Consider the following 19,475-nt stretch of genomic DNA (forward strand, 5'->3'; position numbering starts at 1 on the left):
CTCAGCCGCGATCGCTCGGGTAACGCGCGGCCTCAGCCGCGCATCGCCTGGGCGAGCTTGTTCAATCGGGTACGGAGCGAGCTGTCGATCATCCGGCTGCCCATCTTGACGATGAGGCCGCCCATGATGGCGGGATCGACGGTGAGATCGAGGGCCATGTCGCGGCCAGTGCGGGTCTTGAGCTGCTTGGCGAGCGCCGTCTGCTGCGTCTTGGTCAGCGGGAAGGCCGAGGTCACTTCGGCGCGAGTCTCGCCCTTGTGCGCGGACAGCAGCGTGTCGAACGCGCGAATGACGTTGGGAAGCTGCGAGAGGCGACGATTGCTCGCCAGCACGCCGAGCGTCTTGGTGGTCAGCGGATCGGTGCCCAGCGACTTGGCGACGGCATCGATCGCCTTGGCGGCAGCTTCGCGCCCGATCAGCGGGCTCTGCGTCAGCGCCTTGAGCTCAGCCGATTCGGCCAGCGCCGCCTTGAGAGTCGTCAGGCTGGCTGCGACCGAGTCGAGCGCCTTGCCGTCACGTGCCAGCTCGAACAGCGCAAGCGCGTAACGCCCCGCCAAGCTAGCCTGAATACCGCTGGAAGTCTCCACGCGCGCCTATGCCTCTTCATCGCCGGTTAGAATGCGCCAGAAAAGGGGAGACAGCATGGCCGCCCCCCTGACACGCGGCGCGGTTAGCAGGGGTCGCCCCGTGATGCAAGCCGCGAGGGGCGGACTCCGCCAGCCCTCATGAAATCCGATGCCCTGCCGTAACTTAGCGTCCGTCGCCGCGTGGTCGATCCGCGCCGGACAGGCGTGGGCGGCGCCCCGGATCGCACTTGCAAGATAGAATGTGACACACTCGTTGCAGAATTATGACATTGATTCTGTTTGGTTTTATTGAGTTCCCGTAACCTTTCGTCAATGCGTCCTTCACTATCCGGCGAGCGACAACCGGTCAAAACCGGACAGATCATGACGAGACGAGAATCGATGCGATTGCCACGTCGCCCCCTGCCGACTTTCCGCGCCCTGCTTGCGGCGCAGAGCGGGGCATCATTGTCTGGCCAGCTGGCGCGGCTGCTGTTTGCCGCGGGTTCGCTTCTGGCGTTGCTCATCATTGCCCAGCTCGGGGCGCTCACCGTCAACCGGATGATCTCGGCCCGACTCGTCGAGCAGCGCATCGTGCCAATGAACCAGCTCCAGACGATCGCATCTGCCTATCAGACCAGCTGGGCCATCGCCGACAAGGTGAGGATCGGCACGATCGACGCGACCGGGGGCGTCACAGCGCTCCGCGATATTCAGGCCCGGCTGGCGCGTGACTGGCAAGAACTGGACGCGACGGCGCCTTCCATCGCGGCCGATTTCGCGATGCATCGACCCGATGCCGACGAGGCTCTGAATCGGCTGACGGCCCTGCTTGCCAAGGGTGATCGCGATCGGCTCGACTTCTTCCTGTCCGGCCAGTTCTATGGCGGTGTCGATCCGCTGCTCGGCCGCATCGCCCAATCGACGACCGACCTTGGCGCCACGGCGGGACAGGACCGTCTCGTCTTGCGGTGGGTGAACTTCGCGGCGGAACTGCTGCTCGTCGCGGTCACCCTCGGCGCCATTGCCGGCGGTTGGGTCATCGTGCAACTCGGTGAACGACGCATCGTGCGGCCGCTCGCCGCTATCGCGGCCCATGTCGCGAGCGGGCCCAGCAGCGATTCGGCCGACATGGCGGTGCCGGACATGGATCGCGGTGATGAGATCGGCGCCATTGCTCAGGCGCTCGCGCAAGCCAAAGCGAATGCGCACGCGGCAGAGCAGGCGCGTCGGGAAAGACAGCGCGCCGACGAGCAGGCCGCACTGCGGCGGCGCGAGCTGGAAGACGCCTTGCGCGCCAGGGAGCAGGAAGATGCGCGCGCCCTGCAGGTCCGTGCTCGCGTCATCGACTCACATTTCGGCCGCTTCGATGCGGTGCTGAGCCAGCTCGTTGCCGCGCTGGCACAGGCGGCCACGACGATGCGCGACATGGCCACGGCGCTCGCGGGCTCCTCCACCCAGTCGCGCGATCGCGCCCATGCGGTCGCCCAGAGCGTGGCCGTGGCCGCTGCTCGCGTGGACGAGGCCCAGCGCGAAAGCCGGGGCCTGCTCGATCTGGTCGCGGTCGTGCGTGGAACCGCCGCGAAGACACGGGCGCACAGCAACGATGTGATCGAGGAATCGGTTCGCAATCGCGCGCACGCGCAGCAGCTATCGGAACTGGTAACCGGAATCGCCCGCGCGCTCGATCTCATCACGCGCATCGCGGCGCAGACCAATCTTCTCTCGGTCAATGCCAATATCGAGGCGCATCGCTCCGGCGAGGCGGGCGTCGGCTTTGCCGTGGTCGCACGCGAGATCAAGGCGCTCGCGGTCGATTCGGGCGAAGCGGCGGGCGAGATTTCCCGGCAACTGGGCCGAATCAAGGAAACGGCAGCCGATTTCCTCGACAGTGCCGAACTGGTCGAACGGCTCGCCAGCGGCGTCGGCGAACAGGCCGATTCCGTCGATGCGCTGGCCGGGCAGCAGGCGGGCGCCAGCCAGCGCATGGCCGGCTCGATCACCGAAACCAGGGCCGAGATGCGCGAGATCACCGCCGCGACGGAAGAGGCACGGCAGGGCTCAGCCGAACTGGTCATCACCGCGCGCAAGCTGCTCGAGACAGCGGACACGGTGGCCGGACAGATTGCCGACCTCAATCGCGAATTCACGGCGCTGCGGACGAATCTGAGCGAAGCGGCATAGGGTTATGGGGGATTCAGAATTCCCATTTTGCCGGAGGCTGAAGATACGCCAGCTCGGATCCGGATTTCGCATGCCGCGGCGGCAGTCGCCCATATATCGCCGCATGAATCCGCCGAGCGACCGGACCGGTTGTCAGCAAAACCGCATTAACAGCCGGGTACCGGGGCGCGAGGTCTTCGCGAACCGGTGGACGTGCTCAGGATCGGCTTTGTGCCTTTCGGGCATCATTTCTTTCGTCTCATGCGACATGTCAGGCCGGCGCGAAGGCACGCGCCGGCCCTGTATGGCAAACCTGCCTTATTTCGCCGCCGCGCACATGAAGCTCGCTGCCTCGTCCGTGCTGCCGCTCCCCTTGTAGGTCGCGACTTGCGGGAAGGGGCAGAGCGGGCGGCTCATCGGCGGCAGGGCGGGCGCGCCGGGCGGCCCTGGCATGCGTGTCGCGACGATGGCGTCCGGCGCCTTGCCGTCGCTGGCCCAGCGATCGATCACGCCCAGCGTATCGAAGGCCGACGGCCCCTCGCCGCCCGCGCAATGGTTCATGCCCGGCGCCATGTAGAGGCGCAGCTGGTCGGCCGGGGCCTTGTCCTTGAGGGCGGCATGGAAGGCGAGCGTGTTGGTTGCGGGAATGAGTCCATCGGCCAAGCCGTGACTGAGCAACAGCTTGCCGCCGCGCGCGAAGAAGGCGGCCAATCCGTCCGGCGGGATGTTGAGGATCGCGCTGCCGAAAGCGCGAGCCGCCTGCAACTCGCTGGCATAGTCCATCTTGCGCCAGTCCCAGCCCTTCTTGTCGCCATGCACCAGCAGCCGGAAATAGTCGGTGGCAACCGGGAATGGCTCAGGCCCCATCAGCAGGACAGCAAGTTCCATTTCGCTGCCGACCGGCCAGCCGGGTAGGAGCACCTTGCCATCCTTGTCGCGCACGCCGTCATAGAGCGCCTGAATCGCGGCTGCCTGATCGGCATTGAGGCAATCGCTGCCCTGGCCCGGCTTGCACAGCAGCTGCGCCGCCTTGAACGTGCAGGATTGGGGTTGGCCGATCAGGCCGTCCTTGAGCCCGTCCCCGGCGTCGCATTGCGCGACGGCGGCCTTGTGGACCAGCCCCAGCACCGCCGGATCAAGACCCGCGGCCGGCCAGCGCTTGGGTTGGAAGCCGGCCCACATAGTCTGCGTCATGAGGTCAGTCATCGGATTGGCCGGGGCCATGGCCGAGATCGCGTCATAATCCTCGGGATAGCGATGCGCCGCCATGAGGCCCTGCCGGCCGCCGGTCGAGCAGCTGTTCCAGAGCGAAAGCGAGGCTTTCCTTCCGTAGAAATCCTGAACGGCCTGCTTGGCCGCGACCGTCATCAGGTGGACGGCGCGATGGCCGAAATCGACCAGCTTCTCGGGATGGCCGACTGCCCATTCGGCCGTGAGGCCGCTGCCGACATGGCCGGTATCGGTCGAGGCCACCGCATAGCCGCGCTCGAGCGGTTGGCCCATCTGGGAATAGCTGATCTGGCCTGCCCAGATGCCGTTGCCGATACCGGCGAACTTGCCGTTCCAGCCCGTGGCCGGCAGCCAGATTTCTACCTTGATGTCCGAATCCGGGGTCGGGGTCAGCGTGGCGCGCACGCGGCAGAAAGCGGGCAGCGTCTTGTAACTCGGCGGAGCGACGCCAGGCGGCGGACCGAAGGGCGATGGCGGCGGCGCGAATGCGCCGGCCGCGATGAGCTCCGCCGAATCGACCTTGCCCTTGTCGAGCGCGAGGGCGGCAAGCTCGCCGCAATCCTTGGCGGCGGCGGGGCTGACGATAGCAAGCGCGAGCGCGCTGGCGGCGGCAAACAGAGTCGTGCGGATCATCCTGGGCCTCTCCTCTCCCGAAATCCTGTGCCGATTGGTGAGGAGATTGCAGACCAAGTCAACAAGCGATGCGCGCGCGGCGCAGAAACGAAACATGGTCCTACGGGCAGCGGCTCCGGCTGGCCCGGTCACGGATCGCCTGCTAGGCAAACGAAAAGCAAAGGGAGAGTGCTATGAAGCCGGTGACGCTGGGACGCATGAGGGTGCGCAAGCTGTTCGAGATGGAAAGCGCTCCGCCCTTCTCGATGATCCTGCAGGGCGTCACGGATCAGGACCTCGCCCGGCTCGCGACCTGGAACGTCGACGACACGCTCGGTGCCACGCCCGATCAGTCCGCCTTCACGATGAGCATGCACAGCTATGTGCTGGAGCTGGACGGGCTGCGCATCCTCGTCGATGCCTGCAACGGCGATCACAAGCATCGCTCGATCCCCGATGTCGACCGGGTCGAGACGCCGTTCCTTGCCAATCTCGCCGCGCTCGACCTGACGACGGACGATATCGATCTGGTGCTCTGCACCCATCTGCATTTCGATCATGTCGGCTGGAACACGCGGTTGGAGAACGGCAAATGGGTGCCGACCTTCGCCAATGCGCGCTATCTCTTCTCGCGCTCGGATTTCGAGCATTTCGGCGAGCAGGATCTCGAGGACGATCATCTGCGCGCCTTCCGCGATTCGGTGCTGCCGGTCTATGAGGCCGGGCGCGCGGAGCTGGTCGAGGCAGACATCGCCGTCCATCGCGAAATCGGCAATGGCGTGTGGCTGGAGCCGGCCTTCGGCCATTCGCCCGGCAATTTCTCGGTGCTGGCGCGGGCGGACGGGGAGCAGGCCCTGTTCTGGGGCGATGTCGTCCATCATCCGATCCAGATGGTCCGCCCCGAGCTGACGATGATCTTCGATGGCGATCCGGAAGCGGCGCGCGATGTGCGGCTGCGCACGCTGGGCCGCGCGGCGGACGAGGAAATGGTCTGCTTCCCCGCCCATTTCCGCGATCCCTCGGCCGGCCGGGTGCTGCGCGATGGCGACGTCTATCGCTATCGCTTCCTGGAGTGACCGGGGCGGCTACTGGCGAATGACGCGGACGCAGATGAAATTATTGCACCTGTAAGGTGCTGTTAAGGCAGGCAATGTTCTAAGCCTTGCCGTGGCGTAGCGAGCTTTGCCTTGGTTGGGTGATTTGCTGCGTCACAACCCCCTTCTGCCCGCATCTGCCGCGCGTCCCGACGGCGCTTGCCAATCTCCCGTCCGGCTGGCAACTCACGTTCCGTCGCAGAGCCTGCAGTAGGCCGCGAGGGAGGACCAACGATCCATGAGCGCATCCCGGCCGCCATCCGCCCGCTATTCGAGTGCCGCGATCTTTCTCCATTGGGCTTTGGCCTTCCTGCTGCTGTTCCAGCTCTCGCTCGGCTGGCGCCTGGAGGAGCTCGCAGGGCTTCCGCAATTCGTGGCCTATCAGCTGCACAAGACGGTCGGCATTTCGATCCTGCTGCTGAGCCTCGTGCGCCTCGGCGTGCGGCTGTTCGTGCCGCGCCCGGCGCCCTTCCCGCAGCCGCAGCCTTTCGCCTTCCTGGCCGAGGCTGTCCACTGGCTGCTCTATGTCGTCATGATCGGCGGGCCGATCACCGGCTGGATCATCGTATCGACTGCGAAGATCAAGGTGCAGACCATGGTCTTCGGCGTCATCCACTGGCCGCATCTGCCGCTCGGGCCGGGCTGGAACGAACCCGCGGAGGCAGCGCACAGCCTGATCGGCTGGCTGCTCGTTGGCCTCGTCGTGCTGCATGTGGCGGGCGCGTTCAAGCATCATGTGATGCGCGAGGATCTGATCGGGCGGATGATGCCGCGGGCGATCCGCAGCTGGGGCGGCATCGGCACTGCGGCCGTCGTGGGGATCGCGGCGCTGCTCGGCGCGATGTTCCTCGCCAAGGCGCTGCCGTTCGGCGGCACGCCGGCGCCGGCCGAGCCGGACAATGCCGCTGTCGCAACCAATGAGATGCTCGCGCTCAACGATACCGACAATGCGGTCAATGAAGCGGCGACAGCGATCAATGAGACGGCAACCGCGAACGAAGCGACCAATGAGTCGGTGGACGAAAAGGCAGCGCCCGCGCCGTGGCAGGTGCAGGCCGGGGGCCAGCTCGGATTCAGGGCCGACTATTCCGGCTCACCCGTGGATGGCAGCTTCAAGCGCTGGGACGCCGACATCACGTTCTCGCCGGATGATCTGGCCGGATCGAAAATCGGCGTGACCGTCGATCTCGCCTCGGTCGATACGGCGGACGGCCAGCGCGACGATTCGCTCAAGGGCGACGGGTTCTTCGACGTCGCGGCGCATCCGCGCGCTACGTTCCGCTCGACCCGGATCACCCAGCGCGGCGGCAAGGCCTATCGCGCGGCGGGCACGCTCTCGCTGCACGGCGTGTCCAGGCCGGTGACGCTGGACTTCACGCTGGACATCAAGGGCGACGATGCAACGGTGAGCGGGTCCGCTCCGCTCAGCCGCACGGCCTTCAGTGTCGGCACCGGCGAATGGAGCGATACGAACACGATCAAGGATGGCGTGACGGTCACCTTCAGCTTCAAGGCCAAGCGCCAAAAATAGGACAGGCAGGTGGCGGGACTGGTCGAAGGGCGCTGGTTCGATGCGCTGCGGGCCGCCGACGATATCGAGCACGCCTCGCCCGGCAACGACATCTGGCAGCGCGCCTGATCCGCTGCGGGACAGGCAATCCGCCAAAAAGCCTTGCGGATTCACCTGTCGCGCTCCCAAGATGCAGCCGGGGCACTGAAAACAAGAGGTGGGGTCGCATGAGTGGGGTGAGGACGCGCCGGACGGCGCGGCTGGCGTTGTTCGGGCTGGTGCTGGCCTGTCAGGCTATACCGATCGGGGCACAGGGCAAGGCGGTCGATCGCAGCCGGCTCGATCAGCTGTTCGCGCAGTTCGAAGCCACCAATGCAGAAGCAGACCCTGCCGCCTATCGCACGCTGGCCGCCGAGACGCTCGCCGAGGCGCAGCGCCTTTACCCCGCCAATCATCCGGACGTCGCGCTGGGCCGCCTGAATGTCGCGCAGACGCAGGCCGCTGCCGGCGAGATGGACAAGGCGCTGGCGGAAATCGACGCCGTGATCCCGATCCTGGCCCGGGCGTCCAGAAATCCCGTCCACCGCGCCGCCTGGCGCAACGCGCTCAGCACGCGCGCCTATGTCCTGAACTTCAAGGGCGATCATGCCGGTGCGCTCGCGATCAACGAGCAAATCGTCGCGGACTATGCGCGCGGTCTTGGTCTCACGAGCCGCAAGGATCAGGCGACGACCCTCTCCAATCTCGCGGCCGCCTATCTGGAGCATGGCCGGCTGGACGATGCGTTGGCTCGCAATGCCGAGGCGATCGACATCGCGCTGACGCTCGATCCTGTTCCGGGCGACGTCGCCATCTGGAACGCCAATCGCGTGGTCTATCTCTATAGTGCCGGGCGCACCGATGAGGCGATCGCGACGGCACAAACGGCCATTGCGCGGGTCGCCCCCGCGATCGGCGCGGATCATCCGATGATGGCCAATCTCTATGCCAATCTCGGCGCCATTCTGTTCCGTGTGAATCGGCCGCATGACGCGATGCCGATGATCCGGCGTGCCTATGAGCTGATCGAGAAGACGGCCGGTGGACCCAACCAGAACAGCGCGACGATGCGCGTGCAGTTTGCCCAGGCGTTGATCCGGGCCGGGCAGCATGCCGATGCCGTGGCCTTTCTCGGGACGGCCACGCCGATCATCGATGCCCAGCTCGGCGCGCAGAGCGACCGCGCGCTCAACGCCCGCGACACGCTGCTGATCGCGCTGATCGCGACCGGTAGGAGTCGCGAGGCGCAGACGCTCGCGCAACAACTGCTCAAGATTCGCGACGAGCGTCTGCCGGAGGGGCATCGCGATCGTGCGAATGTGCGCGACAATCTGGCCAAGGCGGCCTTCGCCAATGCCGACTGGCAGGTGGCGGAGATGGCCGCCAGGGAAGCGGTGGCGATCCGCGGCCGGATGCTGCCGGCCGATCATCCTGACGCTCTGCTCGGTCGCGCGTTGCTGCTGCGTGTTCAGGATCGTGCCGGAACGCGCGCGAGCGCCGATCTGGTCGACGAGGCGCGCCGTCTTTTCGAGGCGCTGACCGCCAACGCCAATCTGCAGCGCGGATCGGCGCAGGCAGAGCGCCAACGGCCGGCCTATGGCTGGCTGGCAGAGATTTTCGCTGGTCGCGGCGCAATCGAAGATGCCTTCAAGGCCCAGCAATGGGCCGCACGCAGCGCGATGGATGACGTGCTCGCCATCGCCGAAGCCGAGCAGGCGACGGTGACCGATCCGTCGTTCGCCGCCATCGTCGTGAAGCGGCGGCAGTTGCTGGCCGCGCGCCAGGGCATGGAAGCGCGCCTCGATGCCAATCTCATCAAGCCGGATGCCGCATTCGACCTCGCCGGCCTGACGGCGCAACTCACGGCCAACCGCACCGAGATCGCGGCGCTCGATGCGTCGCTCGACGAAGAGCAGCGTACGCGCCTCTTCTTCCTGCCGTCGGTACTCGCCGATGTCGAAGCGGCCAGCGCGGATCGCACGGCGACCGTGATGATCACGGACCTCGGCGGCCGGTGGCTCGTCACAGCGGTCAGCGGCAAGACCGCGAAGCAGCATGTGCTCGCCGCCGATGCGCCGGTCGGGCCGCTCGTGGCGCGCCTTCGCGGATCGCTCAATGCCGGCGCAGCCGCGCCGTTCGATCGCGTGGCAGCCTCGCAGCTTCATGCGCTTCTGTTCCCCGGAGATCTCAGCGCCCTTCTGCGCCCCGCCCGGCGCCTTGCCGTCATTGCCAATGGCTCGCTTGGTGCCTTGCCCTTCGGCCTGCTCACCGTGGATGCGCGCGGCAAGGACCATCTCATGGATCGCCTTGTGGTGACGCGGCTGGTGCGCGCGCCGCGCGCGCGCGATGCCGAGCGGAACGAGTCCGGGCTAGGCGAAAGCCTCGTCGCGCTTGGCGATGTCGAAGCGCGCTCTGCCAGCACGCTCATGGCGATGCGATCGGCCGGCACGGCAAGAGCGATAGAGGATCTGCCGGCCCTGCCGGATGCACGCAGAGAACTGGCGGCGCTGGCGCAGGCCATCGGCGCGCAATCCCAGCTGCTGCTCGGCGATCAGGCGACCGAAGCGCGCTTGCGCGCCGCCAAGGTGCAGCAGGGCGCGGTGCTCGCCTTCGCGACGCACGGGCTGGTGTCAGGGGAGCTGGATGGGCTCGACGAGCCGGCGCTTCTGCTGACGGCGGCCGATGGCGACGACGGCTTGCTCAAGCCGAGCGAAATCGGCGGCCTCAGCCTGCCTGCGCGCCTCGTCATTCTCTCGGCCTGCAATACCGCGAGTGCGGCCGACGAGGATCGGCCGCAGCTATCGGGACTGGTGCAGGGCTTCTTCCTTGCCGGGGCCGAGCGAGTCATGGCGAGCCATTGGCCGGTGCGCGACGACATAGCGCGGCGGCTGTCGGTCGGCACGGTCAAGGGGATGCAGGCGGGCGCTGACCCGGCAACGGCGCTGCGCGATGCGATTCGTGCCGTGCGGAACGGCAAGGATGGCGAGGTCGCGGCCGATCATCCGGCCCTGTGGGCACCGTTCGAGCTGTTTTCGCGGTAGAGCGCTCGCCGCCCAAACCCGTTCGGGCGGAGCTTGTCAGAACCCACTCCTGAGCGGAGGCAACGTCCGGAGTGGTGAAGAGGTTGGCTTCGACGAGCTTAGCCCTGCCCTTCGACAGGCTCACGGCGAACGGATGTTGGGGAAAGGCGATCGAAACCGAGGCCTTACTTCTTCTTGCCGAAGTCCACGGTCACGACGTTCGAGCCATCCTCCATCGGAATTGCGGGCTCGTCATTTTCGGCTTCGTCATGCGGCTCTGGCTCGTCGCCTGTGTCCTGCACCTGAAATTCCAGCGAGAAGTTGACCGCCGGATCGACGAAAAAGCGGATCGCCGCGAAGGGAATCACCAGATGCGCCGGCACCTGATTGAAGGTGAGGCTGACTTCAAAGATGTCCTCGCCGACTTTCAGATCCCAGAATTTATGCTGGAGGACGATTGTCATCTCATCCGGAAAGCGCTCGACCAGCCACGGCGGGATCGAGACGTCGGGCGCCTGCGTCTTGAACGTGATGTAGAAATGGTGCGTGCCCGGCAGCACGCCGGTCGCCTCGATATCCTTCAGAACCCGGCCCGGAATGGCCCGCAGGGCCTCCTGGACGATCTCGTCATAGGGAATCAAACTGTCGGGCGCTTCGTCCGTCATTAGGACAGTCCTAGCGCGGGGGATCGGCCGGTCAAGCGCTGAGCGCCGTTCGACGGTGCGGCATGCGTATGATCCGGCCGCCTTTTCGCGGGAGAATCGCATTGCGGCATGCGCAGGGCGCGCTATAGGCCGCAGCCATGCGCACCGCGGAAATCAGCAGGAAGACGGCGGAAACGTCGATCGACGTGAAGGTCAATCTGGACGGAACCGGCATCTATGAGGTGTCGACCGGCATCGGGTTCCTCGATCATATGCTGGAGCAGCTTTCGCGCCATTCGCTCATCGATCTCGAGGTGACGACGGTCGGCGACCTGCATGTCGACCAGCATCACACGACCGAGGACACCGGCATCGCGATCGGCGAGGCCGTTGCCAAGGCGCTGGCCGACAAGCGCGGGATCACGCGGTTCGGCGAGGCGCATTCGCCGATGGACGAGACGCTGACGCGCGTCGCGCTCGACATTTCGGGCCGCCCCTGGCTGGTCTGGAAAGTGCCGATCGGCATGCAGCGGCTTGGCGAATGGGACACCGAGCTGATCGAGCACTGGTTCCAGAGCTTCGCGCAGTCGGCGGGCATCACGCTCCATGTCGAAAATCTCTACGGCAGCAACAACCACCATATCGTGGAAAGCTGCTTCAAGGGGCTGGCGCGGGCGCTGCGCCAAGCGGTGCAGATCGATCCACGCAAGAGCGACGCCATTCCCTCCACCAAAGGCACTTTGGGCGGCTGACCGTGACAATCGCGCTCATCGATTATGGCGCGGGGAATCTCCACTCCGTGCATAATGCGCTCCGTGCGGCGGGCGCTGGCGACGTCGTGATCACCGCGGATGCCGAGGCGGTGCGCGGGGCGGACCGGATCGTGCTGCCCGGCGTCGGCGCGTTCCGCGCCTGTATCGAGCCGCTGCGGGCAATCCCGGGCATGGTCGAGGCGATGCACGAGGCTGTTTTCGACGCCGGACGGCCGTTTCTCGGTATCTGCGTCGGCATGCAATTGCTGGCCGAGGCGGGCGAGGAGTTCGGACGCCATGAAGGGCTTGGCTGGTTGCCTGGCACGGTGCGGCTGATCGAGCGGGACGATCCGGCGATCAAGGTGCCGCATATGGGCTGGAACGATGTCGTTCCGGCTAGGCCGCATCCGCTGATCGAGGCGGGTGAGGCCTATTTCCTGCATAGCTATCATGTCGACGGCGGCGATCCGGCCGATATCGTCGCGACCACCGATCATGGCGGGGCGTTGGTCGCCGCCATCGGGCGCGACAATATCCTCGGCGTCCAGTTCCATCCCGAGAAGAGCCAGGCTTATGGCCTCGCGACGCTCGCTCGCTTCCTGGATTGGAAACCCTGATGAGCCCGGCTGCCGGCATTCCCCCTTTCATCGTCTTCCCGGCCATTGATCTGAAGGGCGGGCAGGTCGTGCGCCTGGCCGAGGGCGATATGGATCGTGCCACCGTCTATGGCGACGATCCGGCGGCGCAGGCGCGGATCTGGGCCGAGCAGGGCTCCGACTTCCTGCATGTCGTCGATCTCGACGGCAGCTTCGCAGGCCATGCCGTCAACGGCGCGGCCATCGCATCGATCGTCGAGGCCTTTCCCGGCCATGTGCAGCTCGGCGGCGGCATTCGCGATCCGCAGGCGGTGCAGAGCTGGTTCGCGGCCGGCGTCTCGCGCGTGGTGATCGGCACGGCGGCGCTCAAGAACCCGCAATTCGTGAAGGATATGGCGGCGGAGTATCCCGGCGGCATCGTGGTCGCGGTGGATGCGCGCGACGGCATGATCGCGACGGACGGCTGGGCCGAGAAGTCGGACATGCCGGTGGTCGATCTGGCGCGCCGGTTCGAAGATGCGGGCGTTGCCTCGCTGCTCTTCACCGATGTGGGCCGCGATGGCTTGCTCAAAGGCTGCAACGTCGATGCGACGGTCGATCTGGCGCGCAGCGTCGATATCCCGGTCATCGCCAGCGGCGGCGTCGCGGGCATTTCCGACATCCGTATCCTCAGTCTTCATGCCGGAGACGGCATCGAAGGCGTGGTGACGGGCCGGGCGCTCTATGATGGCCGCCTCGATCTGAGGACGGCGATCGCCGTCGCCAGTGCGGCATGACTGTCCGCACCCGCATCATTCCCTGCCTCGATGTCGCCAATGGCCGGGTGGTCAAGGGCGTCAACTTCGTCGATCTGCGCGATGCGGGCGATCCGGTCGAGCAGGCGCGGGTCTATGACGCTGCCGGTGCCGACGAACTTTGCTTTCTCGATATCAGCGCCACGCACGAAGGGCGCGGCACCTTGCTCGACATCGTCGCACGCACGGCCGAGGTCTGCTTCATGCCGCTCACCGTCGGCGGCGGGGTGCGCAGCGTCGAGGATGCGCGCGCGCTGCTGCTGGCCGGGGCGGATAAGGTGGCGGTGAACAGCGCGGCCGTGGCGCGGCCCGAGCTGGTCGGCGAGATTGCGGACCGCATGGGCGCGCAGTGCGTCGTCGGCTCGGTCGATGCGCGCCGTACCGGCGAGGGGCGCTGGGAGATCTTCACCCATGGCGGCCGTCGCCCGACCGGGATCGATGCGCTGGCGCATGCGGTGCGGCTGGCGGAGCTGGGCGCGGGCGAGCTGCTCGTCACATCGATGGACGGGGACGGCACGCAGGCGGGCTATGATCTGGAGCTGACCCGCACGATCGCCGATGCGGTGAGCGTCCCCGTCATCGCCTCGGGCGGCGTGGGCACGCTCGATCATCTCGTCGAAGGTGTAAAATCTGGTCATGCGAGCGCCGTTCTGGCCGCCTCCATCTTCCACTTCGGCAAGCATAGTATTAAGGATGCTCGCGCTGCACTTGCGAACGCAGGCATCGCGGTGCGCCGGGTCTGAGGGACCCCGAGCGCCCCGGCCGTCAGACGCAGGAGCACTGTCATCGCGCCGTCCTCGACGGGCGCTATGCGTGGGACCATGAAAAAGTCCGCTGTCCATGTGGGAGGACAAACGGTGACGATGACAAGGACGGTGGCGCGCGTGGCCGCAACGGCCGCATTGCTGGTGGGAACGGCGGCTTTGCCCGCCGCCGCAATGGCGGACACGCGCGCCAGCCAGACTGCGACGACCCAGGACGATTCGGACAGCCCCGATTGGGCACTGCTCGCCGTGGCGTGCGTGACGCTCATTGTCGGCCGCACGGTGGTGTACCGCCGCGCCCGGACGAAAACACAAGCGACGACGCCGGCGCCTTCCACCAAAAGCCATTGACGCCCGCAGCCCGAGCGGCAAGGAGGTGGCCATGGACAGCCTCGCTCGCCTCGAACGCACCATCATCGCGCGGCGCGACGCGGACCCAGCAACCTCCTATGTGGCCAAGCTGCGCGCCAGGGGCCGACCGAAAATGGCCCAGAAGCTCGGCGAGGAAGCCGTCGAGACGGTGATCGCGGCGCTCGGCGGGGACAAGAAGGAGCTCACCGGCGAAGCGGCCGATCTCCTTTTCCACCTCATCGCGCTGCTCGCCGATTGCGACGTGACTCTCGCCGATGTCTGCGCGGAGCTCGACCGGCGCGAGGGGGTCTCGGGCTTGGACGAAAAAGCATCCCGACCGGGAGAGTGACCATGCCGATCGACGCGACCCTGCCCTATGACGCGAGCAACATCTTCGCGCGCATCCTGCGCGGCGAGATCCCGAACCGCACCGTCTATGAGGATGAGCATGTGCTCGCCTTCCACGACATCAACCCGCAGGCGCCGACGCATGTGCTGGTGATCCCCAAGGGCGCCTATGTGAGCTGGGACGATTTCTCGGTGCGGGCGAGCGAGGCGGAGATTGCGGGCTTCATCCGGGCGGTAGGCAAGATCGCGCGCGAGGCAGGGCTGGTCGAGCACGGCTATCGGCTGCTCGCCAATATCGGCCAGCATGCCGGGCAGGAAGTACCACATCTGCATATCCACATTTTCGCGGGCGCACCGCTCGGGCCGATGCTGGCCCGCTGAGACCGCTCGCCGCGCGAGTCGCCCGCCGCTTCCGCACTTGCGCGGCCGCATTTAGTCGATAGTCTGCCCGCCATTCCAAAGGGGGAAGCAGCGCATGACGCTGCATCAGGGAAAGAGACCAAGCGCATGATCTTCGGACGCATCAAGCCGCTCGACGCCATTCTCGCCACCGCCGAAAAGAAATCGCTGCATCGATCCCTGGGAGCCTTCCAGCTCACCATGCTCGGCATCGGCGCGGTGATCGGCACCGGCATCTTCGTTCTAACCGCCGAGGCTGCCCAGAAGGCTGGCCCCGGCATGATGTTCAGCTTCATCATCGCTGGCGTCGTCTGCGCCTTCGCGGCGCTCTGCTACGCGGAGATGGCGGCAATGGTGCCGGTGTCCGGCTCGGCCTATACCTATAGCTATGCCGTGATGGGCGAGCTGATCGCCTGGATGGTCGGCTGGGCGCTGATCCTCGAATATGCCGTGGCGGCGGGCGCCGTTTCGGTCGGCTGGTCCGGCTATGTGGTCGGCTTGCTCGAACATACGCTCAGCATCGACATACCGGACACGCTGGTGGCGGGACCCTTCGATGGTGGCGCGATCAATCTTCCTGCCATGGCCATTGCCGGCCTCGTCACCTGGCTGCTCGTGATCGGCACGCGCGAGAGCGCCACTGTCAACGCGATCCTCGTCGCGATCAAGGTGAGCGCGCTGACCCTGTTCTGCGTGCTGGCTCTCCCGGTCATGAACAGCGAGCAATTCTCGCCGTTCGCGCCGACCGGCTTCCTCGGCATCGGCATGGCCGCCGCCTCGATCTTTTTCGCTTATGTGGGTTTCGACGCGGTCTCGACCGCGGCCGAAGAAACCAAGAACCCGCAGCGCAACATGCCGATCGGCCTGATCGGCTCGCTCGCCATCTGCACCATCTTCTACCTGCTGGTCGCCGCCGGCGTGATCGGCGCGCCGGGGCTCAGCAGCCAGCCGGTGCGCGATGCGGCCGGTCTGGCACTGGAGCCGGGTAGCCGCGAGCTCGCCACGCAATGCGCCGCGCGCGCCGCCGAAGGCTTCAAGGATGTGGTCTGCTCGAAGGAAGCGCTCGCTTACACGCTTCGCGAAATCGGCTGGCCGCAGATCGGCAACCTGCTCGGTCTCGCCGCCGGTCTGGCGCTGCCGTCGGTCATCCTCATGATGATGTTCGGCCAGACCCGCATCTTCTTCGTGATGAGCCGCGACGGCCTGCTCCCCGCCGCCTTCTCGAAGATCCACCCCAAGTACAATACGCCGCACGTCATCACGATCATCACCGGTATCGCGGTGGCACTGTTCGCGGCCTTCTTCCCGGTCGGCCAGCTCGCCAACATCTCAAACTCGGGCACGCTGTTCGCCTTCGCAGCCGTCTCCATCGCGGTGATGGTCATCCGCAAGACCGATCCGAACCGGGCGCGCCCGTTCCGCACGCCGGCGGTGTTCATCACGGCGCCCATCGCGATCCTGGGCTGCATCTACCTGTTCGTGATGCTCGACCATAAGAGCATCATCCTGTTCCTCATCTGGGCGGTCATCGGCTTCGCGGTCTATTTCGGCTACAGCCGCAGCCGCAGCCATGTCGGCCTTGGCCATGTCGAGGTGCATGAGGACGATCCCGGTATCCCGCCGCAGCCGGTGCCGCCGGTCACCTGACCGGCGGACCCTTGGCGTGATCGACTGGGTCGATCGAAAATGCGTAATATTCTTGCGAAGGTTCTGAAAGTTCTGCCCTGCCCCCCAATTTTTAATCGGGTTTGATCGAGGAAAACGATCAGCCCTGCGATGAGAAAGAGCCTCCAATGGGCTGCCATCGAATGGGCGCTGTAGGAAAGAGCCTTCCGTACCTGAGACATGAAAAAGGCCGCCTGGGCTTCCCCGGCGGCCTTTTCTCTATTTCGTCACCCAGCGAAAGCTGGGGTCTCAGGCAGTAGCAGCGCACTCTCCCGGAGGAGATCTCAGCGTTCGCTGAGATGACGACGTGGAAGAGCGCTCTGGCCTGACGTCAGTCGGCGCCCCAGACTTCGGCGGCGACTTCCATCACCAGCTCCATCTTGGCCTTCTGCTGCTCGACGGCAATGTCGTTGCCGTGGACCGTCGAGGCGAAGCCGCACTGGGGCGAGAGGGCGAGCTGGTCGAGCGGGGCGAACTTGGCAGCCTCGTCGATGCGGCGCTTGATCTCGTCCTTGGTCTCCAGCTCGCCGAGCTTGGTGGTGACGAGGCCGAGCACGACCTGCTTGCCCTTGGGAAGGAAGCGCAGCGGCGCGAAATCGCCCGAGCGCGCATCGTCATATTCGAGCAGGAAGCTGTCGATCGCGACTTCGTTGAACATGATCTCCGCGACCGGCTCATAGCCGCCCTCGGCCGCCCAGCTCGAACGGAAATTGCCGCGGCACAGATGCATGGCGGTAAACATCTCTGCGGGGGCCGTGGCCAGCGCGTCGTTGATCATCTTGGCATAATGGCGCGGCAGATCGTCCGGATTGAGGCCGCGCTTGCGGGCATTCTCGCGCTGCTGGCCATCGCACAGATAAGCGAGGTTGGTGTCGTCGAGCTGCAGATAACGGCAGCCGGCGTCGGCCAGATCGGCGACCTCGTCCTGATAGGCGGAGGCCACGTCGGCGAAGAAGTCGGTCATGTCGGGATAGACTTCCTCGCTGATGCCTTCGCGGCCGGCGCGGAAGTGCAGCATGGTCGGCGACGGGATCGTGACCTTGGCGGTCTCCTTCGTCACGCTCGCGAGGAACTCGAAGTCGGCGCGCTGGATCGGCTTGGCATGGGCGATCTTGCCGGTCACGATCATCTTGGGCGGCGCGAAATGCACATCCGTGCCCGTCGCGTTCTGGAACGCGACTTCCATGCCGCCCTTCTCCTCAATGCCGTCGAGCTGGAGCAGGAAATCAGTGTGGAAGAACTTGCGACGGAACTCGCCGTCGGTGATCGCCTTGAGGCCAACGCCTTCCTGGAGCGCGACGACGCCGCGAATCGCTTCATCCTCGATCGCGCGGAGCGCGGCCGCGTCGATCTTGCCGGCCGCGAAGGCATCGCGCGCCTCGATCAGGACCGGCGGCCGCAGAAAACTGCCGACATGATCAGCATGGAAAGGGGCGCGGCTCGTGCCCGTCGAGTCAATCCGTCCGTGTTTCATCGTCTCTCTCCAGACATAAGGATGAAGCGTGATATAAAGCATTCTTTATATATAGGAAGCTTTATGTTTGCTTAAATCGGAAGCCGGACCCTGCAGAAACGGAAAAGGCCCAGCGTGAACCGGGCCCTTAACGATCAGAGGTAACGAAAATGTGCGTGTTTCAGGTCGGCGGATTTTTCGGCCGGAGCGCGGCGCGGCGCGGGCGGGTGAACAGCTTGCCGCGCTCGGCCCAGAGAATGAAAGCGAGCGCGATGAGGCCGGTGACGAGAAAACCCTCGGCCAGCGGCGCGGTCGTCCCGTTGAAGCGCTGGCCGGTCATCGCACCGATCAGCGTCGCGAGCGCCATGCGCGCGAAGCTCTGGAAGCTCGCCGCCGACCCGGCGATGTGGCCGAAAGGTTCCATGGCGATCGAACCGAAGTTCGAGCCGGTGAAGCCGACCATGCCCATGTTGATGGCGATCAATACCATGAACAGCAGCAGTGGCTCGGGATGAAGCTGGCTGGCGCCGAACTGGAGGACGCTCATGACGATGAAGCCGAACAGGGCGGCATGCGACACGCGGCGCGCGCCGAAGCGCTCGACGATGCGGCTGTTCGAGAAATTGGCGAGCGCCATGGACCCGGCCACGCAGGCGAAGGCGATCGGGAAGATGTCGGCCGCGTCAAACACGTCGAAGAAGATTTGCTGCGAGCTGTTCAGGAAGCCGAACATGCCGCCCATCATGACGCCGGCGGCCATCATGTAGCCGAGGCCCTGCCGGTCCTGCACGCAGCTGACCCAGTTGCGCGCGATGACGGGCAGCGCGATCGGCTGGCGATAGGCCACGGGCAGAGTCTCGGGCAGGCGATACCAGGTCCAGACGAAGACGGCGGCGGCGGCGACGGCCTGGACATGGAAGATCTTCCGCCAGCTCGCCACTTCCAGCACGAGCTGGCCGATCGAGGGCGCCAGCACGGGCACCAGCATGAAGATGATGATGATGATGCTCATCACACGCGCCATCGCGTCGCCCGCATAGCGGTCGCGGATCACGGACACGGCCAGCACGCCGAGCCCGGCGGCGAAAAAGCCGTGCAAGGTGCGCATGATGAGCAGGATCTCGTAAGTCGGCGCGATGCCGGTCGCGATCCCGCCGATGGCCGAAAAGGCGATGCTGATCAGCAGCATCGGGCGTCGCCCGAACCGGTCCGCCAGCGGCCCCGCAACGAGCGAGCCGACCGCATTGGCCAGCATATAGGTCGAGATCATGTACTGCAGCCGATTGGGATCGGCGACGTGCAGCGACTCCCGGATCGCCGGGAAGGCCGGCAGCATGGCGTCGATGGCGAGCGCATTCAGCGCCATGGTGGAGGCCATGAGCGCGACGAACTCGCGGTCGTTCATCGAAAAGGGAGGTGCTTCTGTGGCCATGATCTGTTTTCGCGTCGGTCGTTCGCTTGCTATCCGAGCGACT

17 protein-coding genes are annotated in these 19,475 nt (G+C 65.8%); 12 read left to right on the forward strand and 5 right to left on the reverse strand.

The window, feature by feature from the left end; translation table 11 throughout:
• Positions 1 to 32: 32 nt before the first annotated feature.
• Positions 33 to 587, reverse strand: coding sequence for a F0F1 ATP synthase subunit delta (locus KM135_RS07345; RefSeq protein ID WP_221713335.1), 555 nt, complete (start codon positions 585 to 587; stop codon positions 33 to 35).
• A 447-nt stretch (positions 588 to 1,034) separates the two neighbouring features.
• Here KM135_RS07345 and KM135_RS07350 point away from each other — a divergent pair, with 447 nt between their 5' ends.
• Entirely contained in the window at positions 1,035 to 2,750 is a 1,716-nt protein-coding gene (locus KM135_RS07350; protein ID WP_221713336.1) for a methyl-accepting chemotaxis protein, read from the forward strand.
• A 297-nt stretch (positions 2,751 to 3,047) separates the two neighbouring features.
• On the opposite strand, the gene KM135_RS07355 is transcribed toward KM135_RS07350, so the two are convergent.
• Positions 3,048 to 4,592: a tannase/feruloyl esterase family alpha/beta hydrolase gene (locus tag KM135_RS07355; protein WP_221713337.1), complete on the reverse strand. Its 1,545-nt coding sequence runs from the start codon at positions 4,590 to 4,592 to the stop codon at positions 3,048 to 3,050.
• A 173-nt stretch (positions 4,593 to 4,765) separates the two neighbouring features.
• Between KM135_RS07355 and KM135_RS07360 the strand changes: the two genes are divergently transcribed.
• The 3 genes from KM135_RS07360 to KM135_RS07370 all read left to right on the forward strand — a co-directional run bounded on the left by KM135_RS07360 (position 4,766) and on the right by KM135_RS07370 (position 10,255).
• Positions 4,766 to 5,647, forward strand: coding sequence for an MBL fold metallo-hydrolase (locus KM135_RS07360; RefSeq protein ID WP_221713338.1), 882 nt, complete (start codon positions 4,766 to 4,768; stop codon positions 5,645 to 5,647).
• A gap of 256 nt (positions 5,648 to 5,903) precedes the next feature.
• Positions 5,904 to 7,196 (forward strand): YceI family protein, encoded by a 1,293-nt coding sequence (locus tag KM135_RS07365; RefSeq protein WP_221713339.1) that lies wholly within the window; start codon positions 5,904 to 5,906, stop codon positions 7,194 to 7,196.
• 206 nt (positions 7,197 to 7,402) lie between these two features.
• Entirely contained in the window at positions 7,403 to 10,255 is a 2,853-nt protein-coding gene (locus KM135_RS07370; protein WP_221713340.1) for a CHAT domain-containing tetratricopeptide repeat protein, read from the forward strand.
• Between the two features lie 164 nt (positions 10,256 to 10,419).
• On the opposite strand, the gene KM135_RS07375 is transcribed toward KM135_RS07370, so the two are convergent.
• On the reverse strand, positions 10,420 to 10,899 hold the full coding sequence (locus tag KM135_RS07375; RefSeq protein ID WP_221713341.1) for an SspB family protein: 480 nt from the start codon (positions 10,897 to 10,899) through the stop codon (positions 10,420 to 10,422).
• A gap of 137 nt (positions 10,900 to 11,036) precedes the next feature.
• Here KM135_RS07375 and hisB point away from each other — a divergent pair, with 137 nt between their 5' ends.
• The 8 genes from hisB (at position 11,037) to KM135_RS07415 (ending at position 16,529) form a co-directional block, all read left to right on the forward strand.
• On the forward strand, positions 11,037 to 11,630 hold the full coding sequence (gene hisB / locus KM135_RS07380; protein ID WP_221713342.1) for an imidazoleglycerol-phosphate dehydratase HisB: 594 nt from the start codon (positions 11,037 to 11,039) through the stop codon (positions 11,628 to 11,630).
• Positions 11,631 to 11,632: 2 nt separating this feature from the next.
• Positions 11,633 to 12,247, forward strand: coding sequence for an imidazole glycerol phosphate synthase subunit HisH (gene hisH / locus KM135_RS07385; RefSeq protein ID WP_221713343.1), 615 nt, complete (start codon positions 11,633 to 11,635; stop codon positions 12,245 to 12,247).
• Positions 12,247 to 13,002, forward strand: coding sequence for a 1-(5-phosphoribosyl)-5-[(5-phosphoribosylamino)methylideneamino]imidazole-4-carboxamide isomerase (hisA, locus tag KM135_RS07390; protein ID WP_221713344.1), 756 nt, complete (start codon positions 12,247 to 12,249; stop codon positions 13,000 to 13,002). The genes hisH and hisA overlap by 1 nt, the downstream gene beginning before the upstream one ends.
• Positions 12,999 to 13,763 carry an imidazole glycerol phosphate synthase subunit HisF gene (gene hisF / locus KM135_RS07395; protein ID WP_221713345.1) on the forward strand — a complete coding sequence of 255 codons (765 nt, stop codon included), beginning with the start codon at positions 12,999 to 13,001 and terminating at the stop codon, positions 13,761 to 13,763. Before hisA ends, hisF begins: the two co-directional genes overlap by 4 nt.
• A 78-nt stretch (positions 13,764 to 13,841) precedes the next feature.
• Positions 13,842 to 14,135, forward strand: coding sequence for a hypothetical protein (locus KM135_RS07400; protein ID WP_221713346.1), 294 nt, complete (start codon positions 13,842 to 13,844; stop codon positions 14,133 to 14,135).
• A 31-nt stretch (positions 14,136 to 14,166) separates the two neighbouring features.
• Entirely contained in the window at positions 14,167 to 14,484 is a 318-nt protein-coding gene (locus KM135_RS07405; RefSeq protein WP_221713347.1) for a phosphoribosyl-ATP diphosphatase, read from the forward strand.
• 2 nt (positions 14,485 to 14,486) lie between these two features.
• Positions 14,487 to 14,864, forward strand: coding sequence for a histidine triad nucleotide-binding protein (locus KM135_RS07410; RefSeq protein ID WP_221713348.1), 378 nt, complete (start codon positions 14,487 to 14,489; stop codon positions 14,862 to 14,864).
• Positions 14,865 to 14,990: 126 nt separating this feature from the next.
• Complete coding sequence (locus KM135_RS07415; protein ID WP_221713349.1) at positions 14,991 to 16,529, forward strand: amino acid permease; 1,539 nt, start codon at positions 14,991 to 14,993, stop codon at positions 16,527 to 16,529.
• A 349-nt stretch (positions 16,530 to 16,878) separates the two neighbouring features.
• On the opposite strand, the gene KM135_RS07420 is transcribed toward KM135_RS07415, so the two are convergent.
• Both KM135_RS07420 and KM135_RS07425 read right to left on the reverse strand, forming a co-directional pair.
• Complete coding sequence (locus KM135_RS07420; protein ID WP_221713350.1) at positions 16,879 to 18,021, reverse strand: 5-methyltetrahydropteroyltriglutamate--homocysteine S-methyltransferase; 1,143 nt, start codon at positions 18,019 to 18,021, stop codon at positions 16,879 to 16,881.
• Between the two features lie 160 nt (positions 18,022 to 18,181).
• Entirely contained in the window at positions 18,182 to 19,405 is a 1,224-nt protein-coding gene (locus tag KM135_RS07425) for a multidrug effflux MFS transporter (RefSeq protein WP_246605808.1), read from the reverse strand.
• Between the last annotated feature and the right edge of the window lie 70 nt (positions 19,406 to 19,475).

The organism is Sphingobium xanthum (assembly GCF_019737615.1).
Taxonomy (GTDB): domain Bacteria; phylum Pseudomonadota; class Alphaproteobacteria; order Sphingomonadales; family Sphingomonadaceae; genus Sphingobium; species Sphingobium xanthum.